The sequence below is a fragment of the Latilactobacillus fuchuensis genome (assembly GCF_900258455.1).
Taxonomy (GTDB): domain Bacteria; phylum Bacillota; class Bacilli; order Lactobacillales; family Lactobacillaceae; genus Latilactobacillus; species Latilactobacillus fuchuensis.
Window position 1 is genome coordinate 1,505,454 of sequence record NZ_LT984417.1, and the last position, 22,071, is coordinate 1,527,524.

At 42.4% G+C, this 22,071-nt stretch carries 28 protein-coding genes and 1 tRNA gene; 5 read left to right on the top strand and 24 right to left on the bottom strand.

Annotation, left to right across the window (positions count from 1 at the left end; genetic code table 11):
* Window positions 1-26: 26 nt before the first annotated feature.
* The 8 genes from LFUMFP_RS07135 to LFUMFP_RS07170 form a co-directional block, all read right to left on the bottom strand.
* Entirely contained in the window at window positions 27-467 is a 441-nt protein-coding gene (locus LFUMFP_RS07135; RefSeq protein ID WP_106483334.1) for a hypothetical protein, read from the bottom strand.
* Entirely contained in the window at window positions 442-741 is a 300-nt protein-coding gene (gene comGC / locus LFUMFP_RS07140) for a competence type IV pilus major pilin ComGC (protein ID WP_106483335.1), read from the bottom strand. The genes LFUMFP_RS07135 and comGC overlap by 26 nt, the downstream gene beginning before the upstream one ends.
* Entirely contained in the window at window positions 738-1,748 is a 1,011-nt protein-coding gene (comGB, locus tag LFUMFP_RS07145) for a competence type IV pilus assembly protein ComGB (RefSeq protein ID WP_106483336.1), read from the bottom strand. Before comGB ends, comGC begins: the two co-directional genes overlap by 4 nt.
* Window positions 1,738-2,619, bottom strand: a complete 882-nt coding sequence (gene comGA / locus LFUMFP_RS07150; protein WP_106483337.1) for a competence type IV pilus ATPase ComGA — start codon at window positions 2,617-2,619, stop codon at window positions 1,738-1,740. The genes comGB and comGA overlap by 11 nt, the downstream gene beginning before the upstream one ends.
* A gap of 99 nt (window positions 2,620-2,718) precedes the next feature.
* A complete protein-coding gene (locus LFUMFP_RS07155) occupies window positions 2,719-3,450 on the bottom strand; it encodes a YebC/PmpR family DNA-binding transcriptional regulator (protein WP_106483338.1) in 732 nt (243 codons plus the stop codon).
* A gap of 97 nt (window positions 3,451-3,547) precedes the next feature.
* Window positions 3,548-4,048, bottom strand: coding sequence for a VanZ family protein (locus LFUMFP_RS07160; RefSeq protein WP_106483339.1), 501 nt, complete (start codon window positions 4,046-4,048; stop codon window positions 3,548-3,550).
* Window positions 4,049-4,162: 114 nt separating this feature from the next.
* Window positions 4,163-4,235, bottom strand: a tRNA-Ala gene (locus LFUMFP_RS07165).
* 52 nt (window positions 4,236-4,287) lie between these two features.
* Window positions 4,288-4,662, bottom strand: coding sequence for a hypothetical protein (locus LFUMFP_RS07170; RefSeq protein WP_025083517.1), 375 nt, complete (start codon window positions 4,660-4,662; stop codon window positions 4,288-4,290).
* Between the two features lie 192 nt (window positions 4,663-4,854).
* Between LFUMFP_RS07170 and LFUMFP_RS07175 the strand changes: the two genes are divergently transcribed.
* Complete coding sequence (locus LFUMFP_RS07175; RefSeq protein ID WP_025083518.1) at window positions 4,855-5,094, top strand: cytochrome b5 domain-containing protein; 240 nt, start codon at window positions 4,855-4,857, stop codon at window positions 5,092-5,094.
* A 72-nt stretch (window positions 5,095-5,166) separates the two neighbouring features.
* Here LFUMFP_RS07175 and LFUMFP_RS07180 read toward each other — a convergent pair whose 3' ends face one another.
* On the bottom strand, window positions 5,167-6,180 hold the full coding sequence (locus LFUMFP_RS07180) for a YeiH family protein (RefSeq protein WP_025083519.1): 1,014 nt from the start codon (window positions 6,178-6,180) through the stop codon (window positions 5,167-5,169).
* A 110-nt stretch (window positions 6,181-6,290) separates the two neighbouring features.
* Between LFUMFP_RS07180 and LFUMFP_RS07185 the strand changes: the two genes are divergently transcribed.
* Together LFUMFP_RS07185 and LFUMFP_RS07190 are read left to right on the top strand one after the other, a co-directional pair.
* Window positions 6,291-7,118 (top strand): LysR substrate-binding domain-containing protein, encoded by an 828-nt coding sequence (locus LFUMFP_RS07185; RefSeq protein WP_025083520.1) that lies wholly within the window; start codon window positions 6,291-6,293, stop codon window positions 7,116-7,118.
* A gap of 10 nt (window positions 7,119-7,128) precedes the next feature.
* Window positions 7,129-8,445: an MATE family efflux transporter gene (locus LFUMFP_RS07190; RefSeq protein ID WP_106483340.1), complete on the top strand. Its 1,317-nt coding sequence runs from the start codon at window positions 7,129-7,131 to the stop codon at window positions 8,443-8,445.
* A gap of 61 nt (window positions 8,446-8,506) precedes the next feature.
* On the opposite strand, the gene LFUMFP_RS07195 is transcribed toward LFUMFP_RS07190, so the two are convergent.
* Genes LFUMFP_RS07195 through LFUMFP_RS07205 form a run of 3 tightly spaced genes read right to left on the bottom strand, consistent with a single transcriptional unit; the run spans window position 8,507 to window position 12,057 of the window.
* Complete coding sequence (locus LFUMFP_RS07195; RefSeq protein ID WP_106483341.1) at window positions 8,507-10,291, bottom strand: glycerophosphoryl diester phosphodiesterase membrane domain-containing protein; 1,785 nt, start codon at window positions 10,289-10,291, stop codon at window positions 8,507-8,509.
* 24 nt (window positions 10,292-10,315) lie between these two features.
* Entirely contained in the window at window positions 10,316-11,128 is an 813-nt protein-coding gene (locus LFUMFP_RS07200) for an alpha/beta hydrolase (protein ID WP_025083523.1), read from the bottom strand.
* A 20-nt stretch (window positions 11,129-11,148) separates the two neighbouring features.
* A complete protein-coding gene (locus LFUMFP_RS07205; protein WP_025083524.1) occupies window positions 11,149-12,057 on the bottom strand; it encodes an RluA family pseudouridine synthase in 909 nt (302 codons plus the stop codon).
* Window positions 12,058-12,271: 214 nt separating this feature from the next.
* Here LFUMFP_RS07205 and LFUMFP_RS07210 point away from each other — a divergent pair, with 214 nt between their 5' ends.
* The gene (locus LFUMFP_RS07210) at window positions 12,272-12,823 is read left to right on the top strand and encodes an NADPH-dependent FMN reductase (RefSeq protein ID WP_025083525.1); all 552 of its coding nucleotides are present in this window, start codon (window positions 12,272-12,274) and stop codon (window positions 12,821-12,823) included.
* Window positions 12,824-12,879: 56 nt separating this feature from the next.
* Here the strand turns inward: LFUMFP_RS07210 and LFUMFP_RS07215 are convergent, their stop codons facing one another.
* The 9 genes from LFUMFP_RS07215 to miaA form a co-directional block, all read right to left on the bottom strand.
* The gene (locus LFUMFP_RS07215) at window positions 12,880-13,167 is read right to left on the bottom strand and encodes a hypothetical protein (RefSeq protein WP_025083526.1); all 288 of its coding nucleotides are present in this window, start codon (window positions 13,165-13,167) and stop codon (window positions 12,880-12,882) included.
* 186 nt (window positions 13,168-13,353) lie between these two features.
* The gene (locus LFUMFP_RS09890; protein ID WP_169788636.1) at window positions 13,354-13,530 is read right to left on the bottom strand and encodes a hypothetical protein; all 177 of its coding nucleotides are present in this window, start codon (window positions 13,528-13,530) and stop codon (window positions 13,354-13,356) included.
* Window positions 13,530-14,219, bottom strand: a complete 690-nt coding sequence (locus tag LFUMFP_RS07220; RefSeq protein ID WP_025083527.1) for an NAD(P)H-dependent oxidoreductase — start codon at window positions 14,217-14,219, stop codon at window positions 13,530-13,532. The genes LFUMFP_RS09890 and LFUMFP_RS07220 overlap by 1 nt, the downstream gene beginning before the upstream one ends.
* Before the next feature lie 57 nt (window positions 14,220-14,276).
* A complete protein-coding gene (gene glnA / locus LFUMFP_RS07225; protein ID WP_025083528.1) occupies window positions 14,277-15,620 on the bottom strand; it encodes a type I glutamate--ammonia ligase in 1,344 nt (447 codons plus the stop codon).
* Window positions 15,621-15,635: 15 nt separating this feature from the next.
* Window positions 15,636-16,007, bottom strand: coding sequence for a MerR family transcriptional regulator (locus LFUMFP_RS07230; protein WP_025083529.1), 372 nt, complete (start codon window positions 16,005-16,007; stop codon window positions 15,636-15,638).
* A 132-nt stretch (window positions 16,008-16,139) separates the two neighbouring features.
* On the bottom strand, window positions 16,140-16,991 hold the full coding sequence (locus LFUMFP_RS07235) for an aldo/keto reductase (protein ID WP_025083530.1): 852 nt from the start codon (window positions 16,989-16,991) through the stop codon (window positions 16,140-16,142).
* A 68-nt stretch (window positions 16,992-17,059) separates the two neighbouring features.
* Window positions 17,060-17,602: a DNA-3-methyladenine glycosylase I gene (locus LFUMFP_RS07240; RefSeq protein WP_025083531.1), complete on the bottom strand. Its 543-nt coding sequence runs from the start codon at window positions 17,600-17,602 to the stop codon at window positions 17,060-17,062.
* A 93-nt stretch (window positions 17,603-17,695) separates the two neighbouring features.
* A complete protein-coding gene (locus LFUMFP_RS09895) occupies window positions 17,696-18,949 on the bottom strand; it encodes a methionine gamma-lyase family protein (RefSeq protein WP_199190572.1) in 1,254 nt (417 codons plus the stop codon).
* 12 nt (window positions 18,950-18,961) lie between these two features.
* On the bottom strand, window positions 18,962-19,894 hold the full coding sequence (gene miaA / locus LFUMFP_RS09900; RefSeq protein ID WP_199190573.1) for a tRNA (adenosine(37)-N6)-dimethylallyltransferase MiaA: 933 nt from the start codon (window positions 19,892-19,894) through the stop codon (window positions 18,962-18,964).
* A 101-nt stretch (window positions 19,895-19,995) separates the two neighbouring features.
* Between miaA and LFUMFP_RS07250 the strand changes: the two genes are divergently transcribed.
* Window positions 19,996-20,175, top strand: coding sequence for a DUF3042 family protein (locus LFUMFP_RS07250; protein WP_025083956.1), 180 nt, complete (start codon window positions 19,996-19,998; stop codon window positions 20,173-20,175).
* Window positions 20,176-20,413: 238 nt separating this feature from the next.
* Here LFUMFP_RS07250 and LFUMFP_RS07255 read toward each other — a convergent pair whose 3' ends face one another.
* Genes LFUMFP_RS07255 through LFUMFP_RS07265 form a run of 3 tightly spaced genes read right to left on the bottom strand, consistent with a single transcriptional unit; the run spans window position 20,414 to window position 22,058 of the window.
* Window positions 20,414-20,833, bottom strand: coding sequence for a rhodanese-like domain-containing protein (locus LFUMFP_RS07255; RefSeq protein WP_106483342.1), 420 nt, complete (start codon window positions 20,831-20,833; stop codon window positions 20,414-20,416).
* A gap of 23 nt (window positions 20,834-20,856) precedes the next feature.
* Entirely contained in the window at window positions 20,857-21,828 is a 972-nt protein-coding gene (locus LFUMFP_RS07260; protein ID WP_025083954.1) for an ROK family glucokinase, read from the bottom strand.
* Window positions 21,825-22,058, bottom strand: a complete 234-nt coding sequence (locus LFUMFP_RS07265) for a YqgQ family protein (RefSeq protein ID WP_025083953.1) — start codon at window positions 22,056-22,058, stop codon at window positions 21,825-21,827. The genes LFUMFP_RS07260 and LFUMFP_RS07265 overlap by 4 nt, the downstream gene beginning before the upstream one ends.
* Between the last annotated feature and the right edge of the window lie 13 nt (window positions 22,059-22,071).

The window sequence follows — 22,071 nt, forward strand, 5'->3', positions numbered from 1 at the left end:
CGACTAAAATAAAGGCTTTCTGCTGTTTAAACGTGTAGCATCCCCCACATCATTTGAATTTTATAATCATAGCGTCGTTGATTAATCGTCGATTTAAACGTCAACGTCCGCGGATTGACCCCATAATCTTGTTTTAAAATCAATCCTTGCCATTGCTCAACGGTTAATTTTAAAGTCTTCGGAATTTCGATTTGACAATTATACTGTTGCTGACGAGTGACGCTAAATTCAATCCGCCGCCCTTGTGGATACATTGTAATCACCACACTATCTGGTTCGGTCGCAACATATTGGCGCATTGATTGCCAAGTCGTTTCAAACTCTTGAAAAAACAACCGTTCGGCTTGTTGGGCTTGAAATCGTTGATAACGTTGAATTGGGAACCAGGTTAATCCAACAATCAACGCTAAGACGACACAGCTTTCAATTAAGGTGAACGCCTTATTTTTTCTTAACCACCCCGTCATTAATCTCAATCCCCCGTTCTTTAGCGTGTTTAACCTGTGCTGGCGATAGAAAATCCCGACGCTGTAAATCAGCCATCGTCGGATTCCCTTTTCCGTCTTCTTTCGCTAATTCGACTTGGGTTTGAATCGTGGTCACCATCGCCTGGTCGGTTTTTTTCTCAGCCATGTTTTTTTGTTGCATTAAGTTTGGCGCAATCAGCAAAATTAATAACGCGATGATCGCTAAAACGATCACCATTTCGATCAGAGTAAAAGCCTTTTTTTGACGCATCATGCAATTCCCTCCATTGTTTGATATAACGGCAATAAAATACTGAGATAGGTGCAAATAATAATCAAGCCAATCAGAATAAATAGCATCGGCTGTAACCAACTTAACTGGCGTTTTAGATGATTTTGTAACGCGGTATATTTAAGATCCGCCAACATTTCAACTTCTTTGGCCAATTGTGCCGGTGGGTTTCCCTTGACTAGTATTAAACGTAATTCTAATGGGTAAAAACTAGAGGCCGTTAAATGCGCAACGAGCGAATTGCCCGCTGCTAGGCCAGCTTCTAACTGTTGGACGACCGCCGCCAACCACGACTTAGTCGCTAGCTTTTGCATCAGTTGACCCATTTCGGTTAACGTTAAACCATTTTGTAAACAGGTCGCTAAATCGAAAACCAGATAGTATTGATAATATTGTTGGATGACTGGTCCGATGAATGGCAATTTAAAGCGCCATTCAAGTTGCGCCAAAATTGGTAACCGTCGTTGATAGCCGTGGAGAACCACCCCCACTAACAAACCAATCCCGACTAGGATTAGACAGACGATTAATAAATAGGTTAACGGCAAAATACCGGTTGACTGTTGCCCTAATGCTTTAATTTCCGGCAACAGGTATCCCCTTAATAGGCCAATCAGAGTCAATAAAAAGACCAACAAAAAAAGCGGATAGGCTAATAACCCCAATAATTCTTGCCGGCGCTTTTGCCGAATTTTCTGTAGCTGGCCGAGATGACTTAAACAAAGCCCCATGTGCCCTTGTAATTCGGTTAATTCAATTTGAGCAATCACATCGGCGTCAAATCCGACTGCCTTTAGACTTTGTGCTAACCCGCTACCAGCCGCTAATTGCTGATTAATTTGCGTTAAGCGGGTCGTCTGTTTCGGAAAAACCGCCGGTAAAAATTGAAAGGCTTGTTTTAACGAAAAACCATTTTGTAATAACTGACCCAACATCGTTAATAACTCGGCCTGAAAATTAGCTAATTGACGGCGCTGATTAAAGGTCATCGTCTACCTCCAAATCAGCAGCCATTAAAATATCATAGTGTGCCGCCAGTTGCGCTTGTGAATTCAACACTAACGATTGATAAGCAACACACGTTAAACACGTCGTTAATTGGGCTGGTTCAATGCCTAAGTTGATTAATCGTTGGACGACCCCTTGGGCATTGCGCGCATGAATCGTGCTTAATACTAAATGCCCGCTTAACGCTGCCGTCACCGCGTGTTGGGCCGTCGCTAAATCGCGAATCTCGCCAATGATTAACGTGTCTGGTCGCAGCCGTAAACTGATTTTTAACAGCGCCGCATAACTCAATCCCGCTTCCTGATTCACTTGTAACTGTAGAAATTCAGGTTGTTTAATCTCAATTGGATCTTCAATCGTCACGACCATCCGCTCTTGCATCACCTGACTCGCTAAATAATACAAACTAGTCGTCTTCCCCGAACCGGTCGGGCCCGCAAAGAGCACCAGTCCTGACTGTTGCACAACTGCTTCCAATTGTGCTAATTGGCTAACCTGCGCACACCGATAGGCCGTTAATAATGGATAAATAAACCGAATGACTAAACTTTCCCGGTTCAAAAAATCGCCAATCGTTGCTAATCTTAAATAGACCACCTCCTGATCAATCGTGATTTCGGAACGCCCGGTTTGGGGCCGTCGATTCTCACTAATATCCATCCCTGCTAGATATTTCAACCGGTTAATCAGCTTTTCACCGACCGCTTGATTGACTGGTTCTCGTTGCACCAGCCCCGTTGCGCGACGTTCTGCTAATTGCCAGCCAGTTGCGATTGGTCGAAAATATAAATCTTGCGTTCGGTGCTGACAACAATCAACTAACAACGTCTGTAATTCATCTTGAATTGCCATCTTGACGCCTCCCTCCTACCTTCACTTACGCAATCGCTTCAAAATTTTCGGCAACAAAAAAAGATTAACGAATTTAACCGTTAATCTTTCATTAATACGCTATTCAGCGTCTGGTAGTTCACCAGCCGTATAAACATCTTGAACATCATCATTATCTTCTAACGCATCAATCATGTGTTCGAATTGTTCCACTTTATCTTCGGCAACGGGTGTCGTATTTTGTGGAATCATCGTTAATTCAGCATTGGCTAATGTATATTTCTTCTCTAAGATATCACGCACTTTGGCTAATTCTTTAGCATCTGTGTAGATTTCAAAAACATCGTCTGATGTTTGTAAATCATCAGCACCAGCTTCAAGAATATCATCAAACATTTGATCTTCATCAACGTCTAAGCCTTCGCGGGCAATGGCAATGTAACCAAGACGGTCAAACATGTAAGCCACTGAACCAGAAGCGCCCATCGTCCCACCATTGCGGGTAAAAGCGATGCGAACTTCAGAACTAGTCCGGTTTTTATTATCAGTTAACGCGTGAACTAAGACAGCCACGCCACCTGGTGCGTAACCTTCATAAGTAATTTCATCGTAATGAGCGCCGTCGCTACCTTCAGCTTTATCCAATGCCCGTTTAATATTATCCTTAGGCATGTTTGCTGCGCGGGCCTTATCCATAATTAAACGTAACGAAGCGTTAGAACTTGGGTCAGGACCACCACTTCTCGCGGCCATGAAAAGCTCACGAGATAATTTTTGGAAAATTTTGCCCCGTTTTGCATCTTGTGCATTTTTGCGGCCTTGAATATTATGCCATTTTGAATGTCCTGACATATCTAACTCCCCTTTTCGTTTATAGATTGAATTACTTGACTCTTTTAGACGAATACTATGATAGCAAATTCACACGCTAAAAGCAATCACACTAAGGTTATCGTCTTTTTTTCAAGCGCCATAACCGTTCGATGATTAGAAATAACACGATACCGGTCAGTGCGCCGACACTATCTAATATCACATCTTGAAATAGTGGTGTCCGATCACCGGTTAACATTTGGTGGAATTCGTCAGTGGCCGCATAACCGGTCGTGGCTAACCAACTGAAAATCACCGCTAAACCGGCACCCGTCAGCCGTGGTCGCAATCCCAGATAGCTAAACAAACCTAATAGGAAATAAGTCCCAAAATGGGCCCCTTTACGGACAAAAAATTCGACAAATTTAAAATAACCACTGACTTTGATACTTTGTTCACTACCTGCATACTGAAATGAAAATTGACTCAACCAACTTTTTAACGGTTGTGCGTGCAATAATCGTTCTAGCAGCGGTACCGACGTTTGTTCATGATACGTCATCGATGAACTGTAAAATAAAACAGCCATCATGACGAGCGCTAATATTAAAAACCAATCGCTTTTTCGTTTAAACAATTATTTTGCCACCCTTATCCTCTAAAATACGTTACCGTTAGTATGCCGAATTTACAATTGAACTGCAAATAAAAAAGTCAGCAAATTAATTTGCTGGCTTTTCGAAAACTGCGATGGATCCAACCAGATTCGAACTGGCGACCTCCTACTTGCGGAGCAGGCGCTCTCCCAACTGAGCTATGGACCCAAGTGCTTACAGAAATAGTCTAGCACTTTTTGATAAAATAACAAGAGAAATTTTAATGGTGGGATGTCCGGAGATTACCGGGGCGCTTGCCACCTTTGATCGTCCGATGTTTAAAACTCGTATGTTCTTGATCGGCAATGTATTCAAAATGTTGCATTTTACCCGCATATGGTTTGCCGCTCAAACGAATCTTTAGCCAGTCCTGCATGACAGTAATCATCACCTGTAATTTTTTGAGTTGTTCTGGATTGTCGCTTTTTTGCACTTCGGCTAACACGTCATCGGTTAAATAAAGGGTTAGTTTTTGGTGATAAGCAATCAATTCATCCGTTAAATTTGCTTGATTATATTGATTAAATAATTTTTGAACGAAACGCATGGCGTCTTTAACGTTTTGGGGTTGATAAAAACGATCTTGTTCTGACATTAAACAACCTTCTTTCGACTTGTAGTATAGCGGATTTTTAAGTTGGCAACAACTGGCAAATCTTTTTTAGTACCGTAGATAGCGGATATAAAAACATAAAAAAACAATTACTCCGCACACAACTTAATTGTTGTTAATTAATTATAAAAGCGCTATATTAATAGCAACAGTTTCCAACAGGAGGTTTTTAGGATGAACGACACTATTTTTAATCAAAAAACGCTTGCCCAATTTAACGGGCAGGATGGTCAACCGGCCTACGTCGCGGTTGACGGAATCGTCTATGACTTATCCGCAATCGGTCCTTGGGCCGGTGGCAAACACTATAAAGGTTTAAAAGCGGGTCAGGATTTAACTGACTTTTTTGCAAATTCACATCACACGCCCAAGACATTGAAGAGTGTGCCACAAGTTGGCACTTATCAAGCCTAATCAATCACGAATAACTAAAAAAGCAGCGACATCGCCTCATTAAAATAGGCGGTGCCGTTGCTTTTTTTCAATTTAGAATAAAACGGTAATTAAGATAATCGCTAAGACAACTTGGACACCAACAATTCCGCCAGCGTAAGCCATCAATTGTTTACCTTGGCTGAATAATTTCTTCAAGTTTAAACGCAAGCCAATCGCTGCCAAAGCGGTTGTTTCACACCAAGTACTCAAGAAGTGGCAAAAATCACCAAAGCCATTGGGTAAGAACCGCAAGCTATTTAAAATACAAAATGCAAGGAATCCTAAGACGTACCAAGGCACTAAACTACTTTTCTTCGCTAATAATTGTTGGCTCAATTTAACATCGCTAGCTTTCGTTTGTTGTTTCTGATGTAAATAACCAAACGTACTGACAACAAAAACTAAACAAATAATCCGTAGAATCTTAAATAGAGTTGCCGTCACAACGGTTGATTGGTTGACCATCGTGGCACTGGCGACAACTTGGCCAACGGATTGAACGGTGCCACCGATTAAAATCCCGCGCAATTGATCATTACCGTGCCATAAAAGTGTTCCGATGACTGGCAAAATTAACATCAGAACGGTCCCCATCAAATTGACCATCGTGATCGCAATTCCAGTTTCCTCATTGTCGGCTTCAACGACTGGGGCAATTGCACCAATCGCTGACGAACCACAAACTGCGTTACCTCCGGCCATCAATAGATAGGTTCCTTCGCTGAATTGCAGCCTTTTACCAAACCAAATCGCAAAACCGATCGTGCAGCTCATTTGGATTGCGGTGAATAACACCCCGTTCCAACCGATTTGTTGAATACTCTGAAACGTGATCGTCGCGCCCAATAAGAACACGGAATATTCCAATAATTTCTTTTCGGAAAATTGAGTACCAGCTGCTAAGACCGGTTGTTTGAGGCAAGTATTACCTAAAATAATCCCGATAAATAACGCAACTGTCGCGCCGCCCAACATCGGTAACCACCATTTAGCGATTAAATAACTGATAATTGCAATCGCCAATGACAACCCAAAACCTGGTAAATTCTGCAACACTTTTTTCATCTCATCAAACTCCTCTGTTAATCAATAACTTAACTATACCGAAAAGCTTTCAATTAATAAAATAAATCTTTATAATAGTTGTTATTAAAATAATTAATGGAAGTGATTAAATGTTCAAAGCACTCCAAATTTTCAAAACCGTTTATGAAACCAAAAACTTCACCACCGCCGCCCAACTCTTATTTTTATCCCAACCAACTGTTTCGGTTCAAATCAAACAACTTGAGGCAACTTTAGGGGTCACCCTTTTTGAACGCAACGGGCGCCAACAAATTAGTCCAACACCAAGCGCTGATTTATTCTACCAACAAGCACAACACCTATTGGATCTGTGGCAACAAGATTTACAAGCCTTGCAAGCACCACTAACCCATCAACCGATTCCTTGTCGTATTGCGGCTTCACACACCACCGGTATGTACCTGCTACCCGCACTATTGCAACGTCATCAAACCGATTTAAGCGGCCTCGCACTCGAAATTAGTACTTTTAATTCCTCCCAAATTGTCGAACAACTGACCCAACATAAATTAGATTTTGGTTTTATCGAAAAACCATTAACTGAAAAGAATTTAATTCGGACTACACTGCAATCCGACCAACTCGTTTTAGCGGGACAACCTAACCAACCTTGGTTATTGCGTGAGGAAGGTTCCGGGGTTTATCATTACACGATGAACTACTTGAAAGAAAATAATTTAACATTAACGCAAACGATGACTATTAAAAGCAACGCAATAATCGTACAATTATTACGACAAGGTGTTGGTCAATCACTCATTTCTAGTGCTGCACTCCTTGATTATCCAGAAATTGCTTATCAACCGCTTTCCAAACAGTATCAACGTCAGTTCTACCTTGTTGCCCGTAAAGAACTGCCGACGCCAATCCAGCACCTCATCGCACGTTTACAGGCAACCCCACTACCAATTGAATAGGAGTGTTTTAATGTCAAGTTCACCCAGTATCAAAAAAGAATTAACGGGTTACATTGTTCGAGATGTCTTTAGCTCACTCGGCCTATCAATCTCTATCCTAGCCGATACCTATTTCATCGCTTTTGCGGTTGGTCCCATTGGTTTAGCCGCATTGAACATTGATTTACCAATCTTCAATTTATTCAACGGCCTTGGTTTAATGCTCGGCATCGGGGGCGCGACGATTTTCTCCATTAACAAAGTTCGCCATCCTGAAAAGAGTCAACAAATTTTTACCGAAGTCTTAACCTTCGCTATTCTATTAGGCCTAATTATTATGATTAGTGGCTTAATCTTTATCCGACCACTGTTACATTTGCTGGGCGCCAATCATGAAACGATGGCCCCTGCACTAACTTATTTGCGGATTATTCTAATTGGTAGCCCCTTATTCATTATCAATAATCTGGTTTTAAGTTTTATTCGAAATGACAGTAATCCACATCTCACGATGATTGCGACGCTTTCCCAAAGCCTATTCGTGATTGTCTTTGATTACATTTTGATGTTTCCATTGCACATGGGTATGCTAGGTGCGGCTTTAGCGACAATCTGTTCACCGTTGGTTAGTCTGCTGATTCTAACGCGCCATCGCCACCATCCTGAACGCTTATTAACCTTAAAAAAATTAGACTTAAATCTAAAACCAACCTTCACCGCCATTCATTTGGGCTTCCCGTCATTTCTAACTGAAATGAGTACTGGGGTCAGCATCTTTGTGTTTAACCTCGTGATTTTACATTTAGCTGGCAATTATGCGGTCGCGGCTTATGGGATTATCGCGAACATCTTGATTGTCGGGTTATCCTTATTTAACGGCGTTGCAGTTGGTGTTCAACCGATTGTCAGTCGTGAGTTTGGTAAACGGCATTTTGCTAACGTCCGGACGAGTCTGCGAATCGGTCTCGCTTCAGCCTTTGGCATTGCAGTTTGCTTATACCTAGTTTTAATCCTCTTCAAACAACCGATTATTGCCCTCTTTAACCACGAACAAAATCAATTATTGGTTAAATACGCTTCAGCCGGGATTCCACTAATCTTTATCAGTTTCTTTTTCTCCAGTCTCAATATCGTCAATAACCTCTTCATGACCGCCATCGCACAACCACGACTATCGTTCTTTGTCGCCATTATGCGAGGGTATATCGTCTTAATTAGTAGTGTCTTGATTCTCGCTAGTCTATTCGGTTTAACCGGGGTCTGGTTCAGTGTTCCGCTAACAGAAGTCTTAATTCTAATCGTTGGTGGACTGATTAGCCATAGTCTCCTCAACGATTTAACCGCCTAAATAATAAATCAAAAACGGCTAATCCGTCATCAGATTAGCCGTTTTTTAGTACGCTATTTTTTTAGATTTGACTAGCCGGCATATCAATCATGTAATTTAACAACCGCATCGTGTAAGTATTTGGTTTAAAATTCGCTTTAATTTCAGTATTCAACGTCCCCAATTGGTCGGTAATAATCCCGTCAACATTTTTCAACATCAACTGATCCATGTCATCCGCATCGTTGACCGTCCAAGCCAACACTTTTTTATGTTGCGCATGAACGTTATCGATAAACGTATCGTTCAAGGTTGTGTATTCCATCGTGAAATAATTGGCTGTCGTTTTCGGCACGCCAACCAGATTAAACGACAAAATGTAACTCGCCCCGACTTTCGGCATGTCCCGTCGACTCTGTTGAATTAACGTATAGTCCAGCGAATGCACCAAATCCCCATTTTTACGAATGGTCGACCCGTATTGTGTTGCAAATCGCTTAACAAATCCCTTAGTCATTGCTGGCGTTTTTTTAAATTCAATTAATAATTTCTGATGAGCTTGTCGCGCCGCTCGGTAGTAATCATCAAAACTAACGATTTTAGCTGAATAGCCATTTTCGTGCACCGTTATTTTTTGAAGTTGCGCTAGCGTTAAGTCGCTGGGCGACTGATCGATTCCTGCTAGATGTTTCAAATTTTCATCATGCAACACAACAAATTGATGGTCTTTGGTTTCTTGAACATCCATTTCAACGTAGTCCGGCTTCTCACGAGCAGTCCGTTGTAACGCCGGAATCGTATTTTGAACCCCGTTACCGTTATCAACCCCACGGTGGGAAATGGTCATCGGTTGTTGCGCCAAGAAACCTTGAAAATAAAGAACACTATATCCAACAAACAAGAAACCCGTGACGACGAAAAATCCGACCCAAAGGCCTTGTTTTAAGCGATAATGCCCGCGATTAGCAATGGCAAAATTAGGAGATTGTTGTTCAACTTCCGATAACATTAACAATGCAATCATGCTCGTCCCGTAAATACTGGCTAAGACACTAATCACTTGGGTTAAACTCAAGTTAATGATGGCCCCACTAAGCGCACCTGCGTGCCAATAATGATCCAGTCCCGATTGAATCGCTAACAAACCACCGAACGATAGCCCAACGACGACCAATACCGCTAAACCAACCGTCATAATGTAGCGCGCATAGCCCCAACTGCGGTGCGCCGTTTTCGCCCAGCTCAAGCGCATGGCTTGGCGAATCGGTTGTTGTTCCAGAATCATTAACGGTAGGACAAATAACCACCGTAAACCCAAATATAAAATGAGCAGATACAAGATGGCCACTAATCCGGCCAACATTGGATGTTCACTAATTAACCAATCCAAAATGAAGCGGGGAATTTTGACCTTACTTAATAATTGACTGGTGAAACCAATTTGACTAAAAGGTAAAATGATTAAAAAATATAAGCTAAAAAAACCGATTGCGCTAATTGGCAATTGTCTGATTTGGCTGACCGCCATCTTCATTTCGGTCCCAAACGTAACCGTCTGTCGATGACGAACATGATAAAAGCCCAATAATAACAACGTAAATTGGGTGAAAACCAACGCTAAGATAAGCCCTAAAATGACTAATAAAGCTAAGATCACCCACGGTTGTTGTTTTAATAACTGACCCAGATTAGTGTAAGAGACGTATTTAACCCGACCTAAATTTAAAATCGTATTCGCTAACAGATTAAGCACTGGCACACAGATTAAACCGATCAATAATTCAATCGTCAAAACGACCTTGCCGTATTGCCACCAATGATGCCAAAAATGGGTGTTCTGGTGTTTAAATAATTGGAATGCTTTCATCTCACTAATCCCCTTTGCATTACCTTAAATTGGTGTTTCTCGATTAATCATCACCCGTTTCACAAACCAGATAATCGTCTGATTATCGATGAGTTCTGTATGGGCCGCTTGTGGATCATTGGTCATTAACGTGGTAAAATGGGCAACTTGATTCGTAAATATTTGACGCCCCGCTAAAACACTACTAATCGGTACAATCCCATCGCTATCACCCTCAACAATATTGCCTAACGAAAAAACAGTCAACTGCTTCGATAATTTCTTTCGATCGGCCAATAAACTTTTTAACATCGCACTTTTTTGACTCGCCTTCGGGTTTAAATCATTGTACGGCGTGCCAATCGTCATTAACCGCTTAAGGGCTGTCCGGTGACTATCCTGTTCCGCAAACTGCGTTAACACCAACCCACCATTAGAATAACCGACACCATCAAATTGCTTAAAATGATACCGTTTCTCAAGTTGACGAAGCGTGGTTTTAAATAACGCCGTTTGAAGTGCCACATTCTGATCACCGTCAGCATTATTGACAAATGCCACAACCATCAGCGGCTTTTTATCACCTGATTTCAGTTTTCCAGTCACCTTCAAATCACCGTTATCGGCGACCGTTATTTTTAGAATACTGTGTTGCTTAGTCCGATTTAACGTCTGCAACATCCGATTATAACTTTCTTGCGTTCCACCGGAACCGGGCACAAAAATCAGTGGTCGCCGTGACTGATTCGTTGCCTGATTCGACGATGCGGTTAACTGATTGACGGGCCAGACATTCCCAATCATCCCACCAATCAGCAGACAAATTAAACCCACTACTATTATTTTCCAATGTTTCATCCAATCGCCCCTTGCTGCTACTAATTTACTAAATCTGCTAGTTGTACCGTAGCCGGCAATACGGTTTGAATCTCTTCTGGGATTGGTGCGTTAAAACACTTGGTTTGTTGTGTAAAAGGATCTAAGAAACATAATTGATATGCGTGTAATGCTTGACGCTCAATCCCTAAATCAAGCGGTCCGCCATATAATTGATCACCTAACAGCGGATGCCCTAAATCGCTGAAATGGACCCGAATTTGGTGCGTCCGGCCCGTGTGAATTTGAACTTTGACCGCGGCACGATCGTTACTTTCTCCTAACAACCAATAACTCGTCCGCGCCGATTGACCAGTTGCCAAAACTTGGCGCCGAATTTCCGTAGCTACCCGACCAATCGGTGCGTTGATTTCACCTTGTGCGGCTAATCCGTTGCCCGCGACCACCGCTAAATAAAGTTTCTGTAATTGATGCTTTTCAATTTGCGGTTGCAATAAACTCTGGGCAACTTGGTGTTTCCCAACTAAGACCACCCCACTTGTGTCGTAATCTAACCGGGTGATAATATGCGGCACCAAATTTTGGGCACCTTGTTGTTGCCAATAACCTTTAATCCGATTCAACAACGTATCAGTCTGGTTAGTCGGCCCTGGAATCGTCGAGAGTCCGGCTGGTTTGTCGACCACTAACCAGTACTCATCTTCATAGATTACGCTCAGCGGGCCATGACTGATGATGACGGACTCGTCTGCCGGTTCTGCAGGTAGCTGTAAACTAACCCAATCCCCAACTTGAACGACACTGTCAGGCGTCACTTTTTTTTGATTCAAATAAAGCGGTAACTGTAACGCTTTAATTTTAGTGTATAATCGCTGACTGATACCCTGGCCCAATAAAAACTGTTTAAAACTCCGCTGTTGCCCGGCTTGCACTTGCCATTTGATTTCCATGTTGTCAGCTCCAATAATTAATTGATCGATTAGCTTTATTATACTGGTAGTCTCACTCATAATTCAAATCTGTTCGCTTAAAAGTCGTTTTATTTGCATAAGTCCCTTCACCTTTATATGCTGAAAGTATAAGTATCATTAGTTGCATCTAAAAAGTTGCGTGCTATACTAAAGTTACTTACAAAAAATAAGTTAAATTACTGGAGGTTTTTATATGTCAAAAAATATCGCTGTTTTAGTCGGAAGTTTACGCAAAGATTCATTTAGTAAAGCTGTTGCTAAGAATTTAAGCAAGCTATTCCCCGCTGATTTCAATTTAGAAGTGATCGAAATTGGCGATCTCCCTTTATATAATCAAGATTACGATGATCTTGACCAAGTGCCGGCCGCTTACACCACGTTTAGAGAAAAGATGCAAACAATGGACGCCGTTTTATTCGTGACACCAGAATATAACCGTTCAGTCCCTGCCGTTTTGAAAAACGCTTTAGACGTTGGTTCACGCCCTTATGGTGCCAGTGTTTGGGATAACAAACCCGCTGAAATTGTCAGCGTCTCACCTGGTGCTATCAGTGGATTTGGCGCCAACCATCACTTACGTCAATCACTTGTTTTCTTAAACATGCCAACGGTTCAACAACCAGAAGCTTATATCGGCAATGTCATGAATTTATTAGATGACAACGGTGATGTGAATAACCCAGACACAATCGGTTTCTTCCAAGCAATCGTGGATGCTTTTGTTGCATTAATTAAACGCTATTAATTTAAATAGTAAAAAGAAGTCTAATCGCAATGATTAGGCTTCTTTTTTTGCGTCACTTAAGGTCTTAACCCATTCAATCCTGATAAGCTAATTAATTCAAGTTGGTCTTGTGACAAATTAGTGCTGGCCATGATTAATTGCTTCAAAGCAGGCAAGCTAGCAGCTGACTTAAACTGATAACCCGCATCCCCATAAGTGCGCAAATAACTAGCCTGATCACCCAAAGCCTGTTTTAGAATCGTTTCATCAATCGGAATCTGACTCGTTAATAGATAATTAGCCGTGTCGTCTCCCGTTAAACTGGTTGCATTGGTCATGAACTTAAAATAGTCGTGTACTGCCATTTCAATCGCCTCCACTAATCGTTAATCTAGCTTGAATATAAGCGCTTTCCAGAATGAAAGCAAGTTCTTTTTTAAGCAATCAAAAAATCCGATTATCCCTAAATTCAGGATAATCGGATTTTCCGACTTGATAGACAATTGATAACGTGCCAATCCCACTGACTCCTGTGCTTAGCAACATTTCAGTTACCATTTTGTCGCGTTCCAGATGCGGCCATCCAATTCACCTTGGCGTTGTTCAATTCGTTGCGCTAGTTCGTGACTGACTTGACCGAGTGCCTGATAAAAAGCTTGATCTTCATAAGTGGTGGCTTGGCTTTGTAATTGCTGAATCTGTTGTTGTAACCAATTTTCTTCAGTCATTAGCCTTCACCTTCTTCTTGCCGAATCATTTGGACTTGCCAGTTCAAATCGGTTAACAACTCGCTTTGTTCCGCTAATTGTTCCCCAATTAAGACCAACTGCTGCTGTTGCGCTTCATCTTCAGCCACCGCTTGCCGCTGGGCTAATTGTGCTTGGAACCAAGCGACTTTATCCGTTAACGTAAAGTTTTGCTGGCTAAGATAGCGTTGGTAATCAACGACCAATAACTGTTTCGCCGTTTCAGACCAATAACCCAGTTGGTGAATCACGAATGGCGTTAAATACGTCATCCCTAGTTTCCGCGCAACCAGTTCATAGGGCCTTAAAATTTCTGACATGGTCGCTTGTTCGCTACCACCAGCTTGAAAATGTTTTGCGGCAATGCCCGTTGACACAACCAGCCCAAATTCTTTACCTGCTAACGGTTGGCTCCCGTTAAACGCAAAGTCGCCGGTTAAGACGGTATCCAACCAATTTTTTAAACTGGCCGGTGCAGCGTACCAATAAAGCGGGAATTGGAGAATAATCCGGTCATGAGTCTTTAGTTGGGCTTGTTCGAAAGCTACATCTAAGATTGATGGCAAAACATGCCAAGTGACCTCTTCCAGTCCGGCACAACTTGCTTTTAAAAAGTTTTGAACCATTGAATTTTCAATTTCTGGGTGACTAACAATCACTAATGTTTTCATTGAATAAACTTCCTTTACTTAAAAGTTCATTGTACAAAAAACACTCACAAATTGCGACTAATAAAGCTCTAGGTATTGTTCACGTTCCCATTCAGACACTTGTTGACGATAAGCCGCCCATTCGAGTGATTTAGAATCCATGAAACTTTGATAGAGATAAGGCCCCATTGAATCTTTAATGATTTGATCATCAGCTAATTCTTTCAACGCATTGTGCAAGGTCGAAGGTAAATCGGTGATGTGACTTTGTTTCCGTTCCGTTTCATCCATGCTGTAGATGTTGCGGTCAACGCCAGCATCAGGTGATAATTTTTGTTCTAAGCCTGACAAACCGGCCGCTAAAATCGCACTGATGGCTAGATATGGATTGGCGCTGGGATCGACACTCCGAAGTTCCAAACGGGTTGATAAACCGCGTGATTGGGGTACTCGAATCAATGGTGAACGGTTATGACCTGACCAAGCGACGTAAACGGGCGCTTCAAAACCAGGGACTAATCGTTTGTACGAATTAACCGTTGGATTGTTGATGGCGGTAATCGCACGGGCGTGGTGTAATAAACCGGCTAAGAAATAATAAGCCGTTTCAGAAAGTTGTTCCTTGCCATTTTCATCAAAGAACGCATTTTGACCCTCTTCAGTAAAGAGTGACATGTTGATGTGCATCCCAGAACCGTTGACACCATGGAGTGGTTTTGGCATGAACGTCGCGTGCAATCCGTGTTTACGAGCAATCGTTTTAACGACTAACTTAAAGGTTTGAATATTATCGGCCGCATCGACGGCATCCGCATATTTGAAATCAATTTCATGTTGACCAGGTGCGACTTCATGATGGCTGGCTTCAACTTCAAAGCCCATTTTTTCAAGTTCCAAAACAATATCACGGCGACAGTTTTCGCCTAAATCAACTGGGGCAAAATCGAAATAGCCCCCTTGATCGTTTAATTTTAACGTTGGTTTGCCAAATTCATCTAATTTGAATAAGAAAAATTCAGGTTCAGGTCCAATGTTGAAATCTTTAAAACCCTTTGCTTGCATATCGCGGACTAATTTTTTTAAATTGTTGCGGGGATCGCCTAGGAATGGTTCACCAGCTGCGGTGTAAACTGAACAGATTAATCGGGCAACTTTGCCGTGTTCAGCTTCCCATGGGAAAATTAACCAAGTGCTTAAATCTGGCCGTAAATACATATCACTTTCTTCGATTCGCACAAAACCGTCGATTGAAGAACCATCAAACATCATTTTGTTGCTCAACACTTTATCTAATTGACTAATCGGAACTTCCACATTCTTAATAATGCCGTTGATATCCGTGAACATTAATCTCAAAAATTTAACGTTTTCTGTTTCTACTAATTGCTTGATAGTGGCTGCTGCCAATACTTTACGTGCCATTAATCCGATCGCCCCTTAATATAATTTAGATGATTGTGAAATTGCTGACCGTTGTCCAACTAAACCACTGACCGACAATAATTCTTGGGCCAGTAGCTGACGGGTTTGCGTGTCTGACAATTCAGGTTGCTGCCGTTTTTGCGCCTGCTTCTGGTAGATTTGGCGAATTTGGGCGATAGTCGCCCCTTCCGCTAAATAATCTTTAAGTTCTAACAAACGATCGACATCGTTTAATGAAAAAAGTCGTTGGTGTCCAGCAGTTCGTTCTGGTAAAACGAGTTGTTGTGCTTCGTAATACCGAATTTGGCGCGCCGTTTGACCCGTTAATTTCATCACGGTCCCGATTGGCAACACCGCTAAATTACGTCTCAGTTGTTTTTCAGCCATTGATTTCACCTCACTTGCGTTTTATCATAACAGTCACTTTTAATCCGGTCAACATTTGATGTTAGGTTTTCTAACATCAGTTAAAAATAAAAAAGAATTCGCCCCCCTTTAAGGTTCAAATTCTTTTGGCTTTTAATCTGCTAATCGACTTAATTGATCAAATTCAGCAGGCGTTAAAACAATTTCTTGCGCGGCAATATTGGCCTTTAAATGCGCAATATTACGTGTGCCTGGAATCGGCAAAATGACGTCGGAACGCTGTAATAACCAAGCCAACGCAATTTGAGCCGGTTGGGCTTGGTGGGTCTTAGCGATTTGCATCAAGATGCCATTTTCATCAGTTGCTAACTTACCAGTCGCTAACGGGAACCACGGAATAAACGCAATCCCTTGTTCGTCAGCATAGTTCAAAACCGCTTCGTCATGACGGTCGATCAGGTTATAACGATTTTGAACCGAAACAATCGGCGTAATCGCTTGGGCTTGTTTCAATTCAGAGACTGACACTTGTGATAACCCGATGTGTTTAATCTTACCCTCTTGTTGCATATCAGCTAAAACACCAATTTGCGCTTCTAACGAAACCGCCGGATCAATCCGGTGCAGTTGCAATAAATCAATTGACTCTAGTCCCAACGACCATAAGTTCAACTCAACTTGTTGGCGTAAATATTCGGGGCGACCGACAACCGTCCATTCCCCCGGTCCTTGGCGGGTAAAACCGACTTTAGTTGCAATCATTTTATGCGGTCCTCGATAGGTTTTAAGGGCTTCTTTTACATATAGATTCGCGAAAAATGGCCCGTAAGAATCAGCTGTGTCGATAAAATTAACATCGCTCGCTAAGACAGCTTGCATCACAGCCACCGCTTCTTCCGGATTTTCAGCCGGTCCCCAAACGCCTTTGCCAGGTAATTGCATCGTGCCATATCCCAAACGATTAACGACTAATTCTGGATCAAATTGAAATGTTTTTGCTGTCATTGGATGACCACCCTTCACTTAATACCGTTATTATCGCGCAATCTCACTTGACCGACAACTAATAACCCTTAGTCGTCCGCAACTTGTAACAAGCCACCGGCAAGCATCATCATGTGCGTCACAACTGGTCCGACAAACTTGAACCCGCGTTTTTTTAATGCCTTCGCTAATTGCGTACTGATTGGCGCTGACCGCTCAGTCACCCCAGAATCACTCATTAATAACAGCTGCGGTTGGCCACCGACAAAATCCCATAGAAATTCGGAGAAACTGATACCGGTCGCCTGGATGGCTAAAATCGCCCGCGCATTTTGAATCACCGCTCGAATCTTACGTGGATTGCGAATCAGCCGTTCATCTTGCTGCAGTCGTTCGACATCGGCTTCATCGAACTGCGCGACTTCTTCAATTGACATCCCCGCAAAAACAGCGCGATAAACGGGTAACTTACTGGCTGCTGCTTGCCAACTCAAGCCGACTTGAAAGACCCCCACCGTCAATAATACAAACCATAAACGGTCATCGTACGTCGGCGTTCCAAAATAGGCTTGATAAGCTTGCACCCCATCTGGATTCGTTTCAAATTGTTGTTGCGCTGATAACTCAACCATCACATGCCTCGCACGTCTAAATTTTATTTTGATTTTATCATAAAAATAAAAAAGACTAAACCAATTTATGGTCTAATCTTTTCTTGATTTGTGTTAAGCATAATACGTCGTCTGTACGGCACGACTGATCGCCAACTTAATGTGGGCGTAAGTTAACCCGCCTTGTAAATAAAGCGTGTACGGTGCCCGAATGGGGCCGTCAGCGGAGAATTCAATACTAGCCCCTTGAATGAAGGTCCCAGCTGCCATGACGATTTGATCTTCATAACCGGCAAAGTCACTTGGAATCGGGGTCACAAACGAATCAATTGGCGATTGCGCTTGCACACAACCGGCAAATTTAACCATGTCATCCGGATTACCGAAGTTGACGGTTTGAATTAAATCGGTCCGCGGCGCGTCCCATTTAGGCGAAACCGACAAGCCCATTTTTTCAAGCAGTGCCGCTTCATAAATCGCCCCTTTAATGGCATTACCGGTCACACTTGGCGCCAAGAAAAAGCCTTCAAACATTAACTGTAAATTACCTTGGGTTGCACCCTCACTCGCACCGACACCCGGCACGGTTAAGCGATAACCAATCATTTCAATCAAACGTTGCGTCCCGACAATGTAGCCGCCTGTTTGGGCAATCCCACCGCCGGCATTTTTAATCAACGAACCGGCCATGACATCGACGCCGACATCCGTGGGTTCAATCACTTCTGAAAATTCACCATAAGCATTATCGACGAAGATGATACTGTCCGGATTAACCGTTTTGATGAAACGAACCATTTCCGCAATTTTAGCGACCGTAAAACTATCGCGAACGGCATAGCCGCGTGAACGTTGAATCGCAATGACCTTTGTTTTAGCGGTAATCATCGTTTTCGCTAATTCGAAATCGACACTCCCATCTGCCAATAATGGCACGTAATCAAAGCCAATTTGGTATTCCTTCAACGAACCAATCCCGTTACCAGCGATGCCGATGACTTCTTGCAGGGTATCGTAGGGTTCGCCCGTTAAATAAAGTAAATCATCCCCTGGGCGTAGCATCCCTAACAGGGCCGTCCCAATCGCGTGCGTTCCTGAAACCAGTTGGGGTCGGACGAGTGCGTCTTCAGTCCCAAAGACTTGACTATAGACCGCTTCCAGTTTGTCGCGTCCTTGATCGTCATTCCCATAACCGGTTGTCCCATTTAAATGCGTTTCCGAAATTGACTGATCTTGAAAAGCCTGTAGCACTTTAGCTTGATTATTGATAATCTGATCGTCTAACGCTGTCAATCGGGGAGCAATTTGGGCGTCAACGGCTTGAATTTTAGTTTGTAATTCGGGTGCTAATTCGGTTTGCCAACTCATTTATATTCTTCCTCACTTTTCTAACCAAGCTTGAACATCCTGTTGAATACGGACAAGATCTTCAGCCTGATTTTCCACTAAATTATACCAATGAACCGGAATTTGATTTCTAAACCACGTTAATTGGCGTTTGGCGTAATGCCGTGAATTTTGTTTGACGAGTTCAACGGCGCGCGCTAATGAATACTGGCCATCAAAATAGGGATAAAACTCTTTATAACCAATCCCCCGGACCGCTTGGGGACTATCAGCCTGTTGCTGGTACGCCCATTTAGCTTCATCCAATAACCCAGTCGCTAACATCTGATCCACGCGTTGATCAATCCGTTCATATAAAACCGATCGATCACAATTCAACCCAATCACGTACGTATCGTAACGTAATTCATTGGGTTTTTGATCAGAAAATTTCACACCCGTCGTTTCATAGACTTCAAGCGCGCGAATGACTCGGCGTGTATTAGCCGGCGGAATCTTAGCCGCCGCTTGTGGATCAATTTGCTGAAGTGTTTGCCACAGTTCGGCCGGCGTGTGATCGGTTAAATAAGCTTGCCATTTTTGGCGAACCTTAAAATTAGCTTCAGCTTCTTCAGCTGTGCCTAACGTCATATCATACAATAATGCTTGTAAATACAGACCGGTCCCACCAACAATCATCGGTAACGCATTCCGTTGGCGAATCTGCTGCACCAACGACTGCCCTTGCTGTTGAAAATCATACGCGGTAAACCGTTCTTGCACATCGACAATATCAATTAAATGGTGTGGTGCTTGCGCTTGTTCCGCCGGTGTCGCTTTAGCGGTCCCAATATCTAATTGGCGGTAGACCTGCATAGAGTCTCCGGAGATGATTTCACCGTTCAACTGTTGCGCCAAGGTTAGGCTAAGGGCTGTTTTACCAACCCCCGTCGGCCCCACGATGACTAATACTTTTTCTTTTGTCATTATTTCACCCCACTAATTAATGGATTTTACTGGCTATTCAAGCCTAAATACGCGATAATAAGTTTATAGCTTGAATCAATTAGATCTTAGGAGGTTTTATCATGAAACATAAATTTGCTAAAGGTTTCGTTATCGGTACAATTTCAACAGTTGGGGCGATTGCTGGTTCATTATTGGCTTTCAAGAAAACCGTTGTTGATCCAATCGAAGAAAAAGAATCCCAAATTGAAGATAATCGTCGGCGCGCTAACCGTAAGAGCCACGCTGCTCACCAAGGTTAATATAGTACTAGCTGTGACAGAACTTGGTTATCAATTGAGTATCAAGTTGAAAAAGTTGATTATTCCGAACTAAGGATAATCAGCTTTTTTGATCTGAACGGAGATTGATGAGTTCTGACACGCGTCAACGAAACATATCCATTAACATCAAGATACTGAAATTTATGCCACGGTCCTTTTTTATTTGAAATGAAAAACCCAAAAGTCGCTAATACTCAACTGACTTTTGGGTTCTTTTTTAGTTTAATGATTTTTTACGTTTCGTCTTACCAGTCCAACCAGCATAACCTTTTTGCAGCCATTTAATGTCTGTAAAACCGGCTTTACGTAATTTTAACGTTGCTCGGATACTCAATGTAATCCCAGTATCGTATAAATAGACGGGTAAATCTTGACGCAATTCGCCCATATTTTGTTTTAACATTGGATACGGAATACTCCGCGCCCCTAAAATATGGTTGGCATCAAAATCTTTTTTATCGCGTAAATCAACAATTTGTGCTTTACGCATCGTTGATTCGAAGTCTTCGGCCGTTAATTCGCCGCCTAAACGTTTGCGTTGAATCTTGTAGTAAGCCCAATCGCCGACTAACCAAAGTAAAACGAGTAATAAGATAATATTAATGGTCCACGTTGTAATTGATCCTAAGACAAACATCTACATAACTTCCTTTAACTTAATTATTGTTGATCAAGTTGCAATGCTAACGAAGCAGCCCCAATGACACCAGCTACGTTACCTAAGTTAGCCAAACGGATCTTAGTCGTGTTCTTAACGTTAGGGAATGTAAATTCTTCAAAGTAAGCTTGGACTTGCTTGCGTAAGAATTCACCAGCTGCTGAAACGCCACCACCGATTACGATGTAAGCGGGGTTCAACATATTACCGACATTCGCCAACGCTAAACCAAGATAGAAACAAACGCGATCGACGACTTTAACGGCCAAGGCATCTGATTCTTTTGCCATATCGAAAACCAGTTTCGAACTGATTTCTTCGCCATCGTCTAACATTGTTTTCAATTTAGAGTTACCAGCATATTCTTCAGCCATGTCACGCGCAACCCGGACAACCCCGGTTGCTGATGCGTAAGTTTCAAGACAGCCTTTTTTACCACAAGTACATTCATAACCATTTGGTTGAACAGTCACGTGGCCTAATTCACCAGCGGAACCCGCAACACCATGCAATAAATGACCGTCAGCGACAATCCCGCCACCGACACCGGTGCCTAATGTGACAAACGCAACGTCGGGTTGGTTTTCACCAGCACCTTTCCAACGTTCGCCTAAGGCAGCCACGTTGGCATCGTTATCAATTGCAAATTTCATTTTAGTACCCGCTTCGATATCACGCTTTAGATATTGGGTTGTCTTCCAATTTAAATTATAAGCCCCGATGACCGTGCCGGCTTCGATGTCGACACTACCAGGCGTTCCCATGCCAATCCCGATAAAATCAGCAGGGACCATGTTATATAAATCTAAATGATGATTAATCGATTCGATGATATCAGGTGTGATATGACTACCTTCATCTAAAATATCAGTCTCAATACTCCAGCGTTGTTGGATTTCACCATCCGTGGTCATAATTGCAAACTTAGCAGTTGTGCCACCCAAATCTACGCCGATTAATTTTTTATCTGTCATTTAAACTTTTCCTCCAATAATTCATGATTAAATGTTTCTTTTTCTTCCAACCGGTGTTCATGAACAAGCACCATCTTGGCATCACGATACACTTTGCCATCAATTAACCCCGCATCATAGATGTGGCGTAATTCAATACTGGTTAATTCAATATCCCAAAGTCGCTTGCCAACATGGACATAAACGCCAAATTGTTTTAAAAGTTGTTGCACATCATAAAGAGTTTTCATCAACTTCACCTTT

Excerpts from the sequence above, each read along its gene's own strand:
- LFUMFP_RS07135 (WP_106483334.1), bottom strand. The coding sequence starts at position 467 with ATGACGGGGTGGTTAAGAAAAAATAAGGCGTTCACCTTAATTGAAAGC.
- comGC (WP_106483335.1), bottom strand. The coding sequence starts at position 741 with ATGATGCGTCAAAAAAAGGCTTTTACTCTGATCGAAATGGTGATCGTT.
- comGB (WP_106483336.1), bottom strand. The coding sequence starts at position 1,748 with ATGACCTTTAATCAGCGCCGTCAATTAGCTAATTTTCAGGCCGAGTTA.
- comGA (WP_106483337.1), bottom strand. The coding sequence starts at position 2,619 with ATGGCAATTCAAGATGAATTACAGACGTTGTTAGTTGATTGTTGTCAG.
- LFUMFP_RS07155 (WP_106483338.1), bottom strand. The coding sequence starts at position 3,450 with ATGTCAGGACATTCAAAATGGCATAATATTCAAGGCCGCAAAAATGCA.
- LFUMFP_RS07170 (WP_025083517.1), bottom strand. The coding sequence starts at position 4,662 with ATGTCAGAACAAGATCGTTTTTATCAACCCCAAAACGTTAAAGACGCC.
- LFUMFP_RS07175 (WP_025083518.1), top strand. The coding sequence starts at position 4,855 with ATGAACGACACTATTTTTAATCAAAAAACGCTTGCCCAATTTAACGGG.
- LFUMFP_RS07180 (WP_025083519.1), bottom strand. The coding sequence starts at position 6,180 with ATGAAAAAAGTGTTGCAGAATTTACCAGGTTTTGGGTTGTCATTGGCG.
- LFUMFP_RS07185 (WP_025083520.1), top strand. The coding sequence starts at position 6,291 with ATGTTCAAAGCACTCCAAATTTTCAAAACCGTTTATGAAACCAAAAAC.
- LFUMFP_RS07190 (WP_106483340.1), top strand. The coding sequence starts at position 7,129 with ATGTCAAGTTCACCCAGTATCAAAAAAGAATTAACGGGTTACATTGTT.
- LFUMFP_RS07195 (WP_106483341.1), bottom strand. The coding sequence starts at position 10,291 with ATGAAAGCATTCCAATTATTTAAACACCAGAACACCCATTTTTGGCAT.
- LFUMFP_RS07200 (WP_025083523.1), bottom strand. The coding sequence starts at position 11,128 with ATGAAACATTGGAAAATAATAGTAGTGGGTTTAATTTGTCTGCTGATT.
- LFUMFP_RS07205 (WP_025083524.1), bottom strand. The coding sequence starts at position 12,057 with ATGGAAATCAAATGGCAAGTGCAAGCCGGGCAACAGCGGAGTTTTAAA.
- LFUMFP_RS07210 (WP_025083525.1), top strand. The coding sequence starts at position 12,272 with ATGTCAAAAAATATCGCTGTTTTAGTCGGAAGTTTACGCAAAGATTCA.
- LFUMFP_RS07215 (WP_025083526.1), bottom strand. The coding sequence starts at position 13,167 with ATGGCAGTACACGACTATTTTAAGTTCATGACCAATGCAACCAGTTTA.
- LFUMFP_RS09890 (WP_169788636.1), bottom strand. The coding sequence starts at position 13,530 with ATGACTGAAGAAAATTGGTTACAACAACAGATTCAGCAATTACAAAGC.
- LFUMFP_RS07220 (WP_025083527.1), bottom strand. The coding sequence starts at position 14,219 with ATGAAAACATTAGTGATTGTTAGTCACCCAGAAATTGAAAATTCAATG.
- glnA (WP_025083528.1), bottom strand. The coding sequence starts at position 15,620 with ATGGCACGTAAAGTATTGGCAGCAGCCACTATCAAGCAATTAGTAGAA.
- LFUMFP_RS07230 (WP_025083529.1), bottom strand. The coding sequence starts at position 16,007 with ATGGCTGAAAAACAACTGAGACGTAATTTAGCGGTGTTGCCAATCGGG.
- LFUMFP_RS07235 (WP_025083530.1), bottom strand. The coding sequence starts at position 16,991 with ATGACAGCAAAAACATTTCAATTTGATCCAGAATTAGTCGTTAATCGT.
- LFUMFP_RS07240 (WP_025083531.1), bottom strand. The coding sequence starts at position 17,602 with ATGGTTGAGTTATCAGCGCAACAACAATTTGAAACGAATCCAGATGGG.
- LFUMFP_RS09895 (WP_199190572.1), bottom strand. The coding sequence starts at position 18,949 with ATGAGTTGGCAAACCGAATTAGCACCCGAATTACAAACTAAAATTCAA.
- miaA (WP_199190573.1), bottom strand. The coding sequence starts at position 19,894 with ATGACAAAAGAAAAAGTATTAGTCATCGTGGGGCCGACGGGGGTTGGT.
- LFUMFP_RS07250 (WP_025083956.1), top strand. The coding sequence starts at position 19,996 with ATGAAACATAAATTTGCTAAAGGTTTCGTTATCGGTACAATTTCAACA.
- LFUMFP_RS07255 (WP_106483342.1), bottom strand. The coding sequence starts at position 20,833 with ATGTTTGTCTTAGGATCAATTACAACGTGGACCATTAATATTATCTTA.
- LFUMFP_RS07260 (WP_025083954.1), bottom strand. The coding sequence starts at position 21,828 with ATGACAGATAAAAAATTAATCGGCGTAGATTTGGGTGGCACAACTGCT.
- LFUMFP_RS07265 (WP_025083953.1), bottom strand. The coding sequence starts at position 22,058 with ATGAAAACTCTTTATGATGTGCAACAACTTTTAAAACAATTTGGCGTT.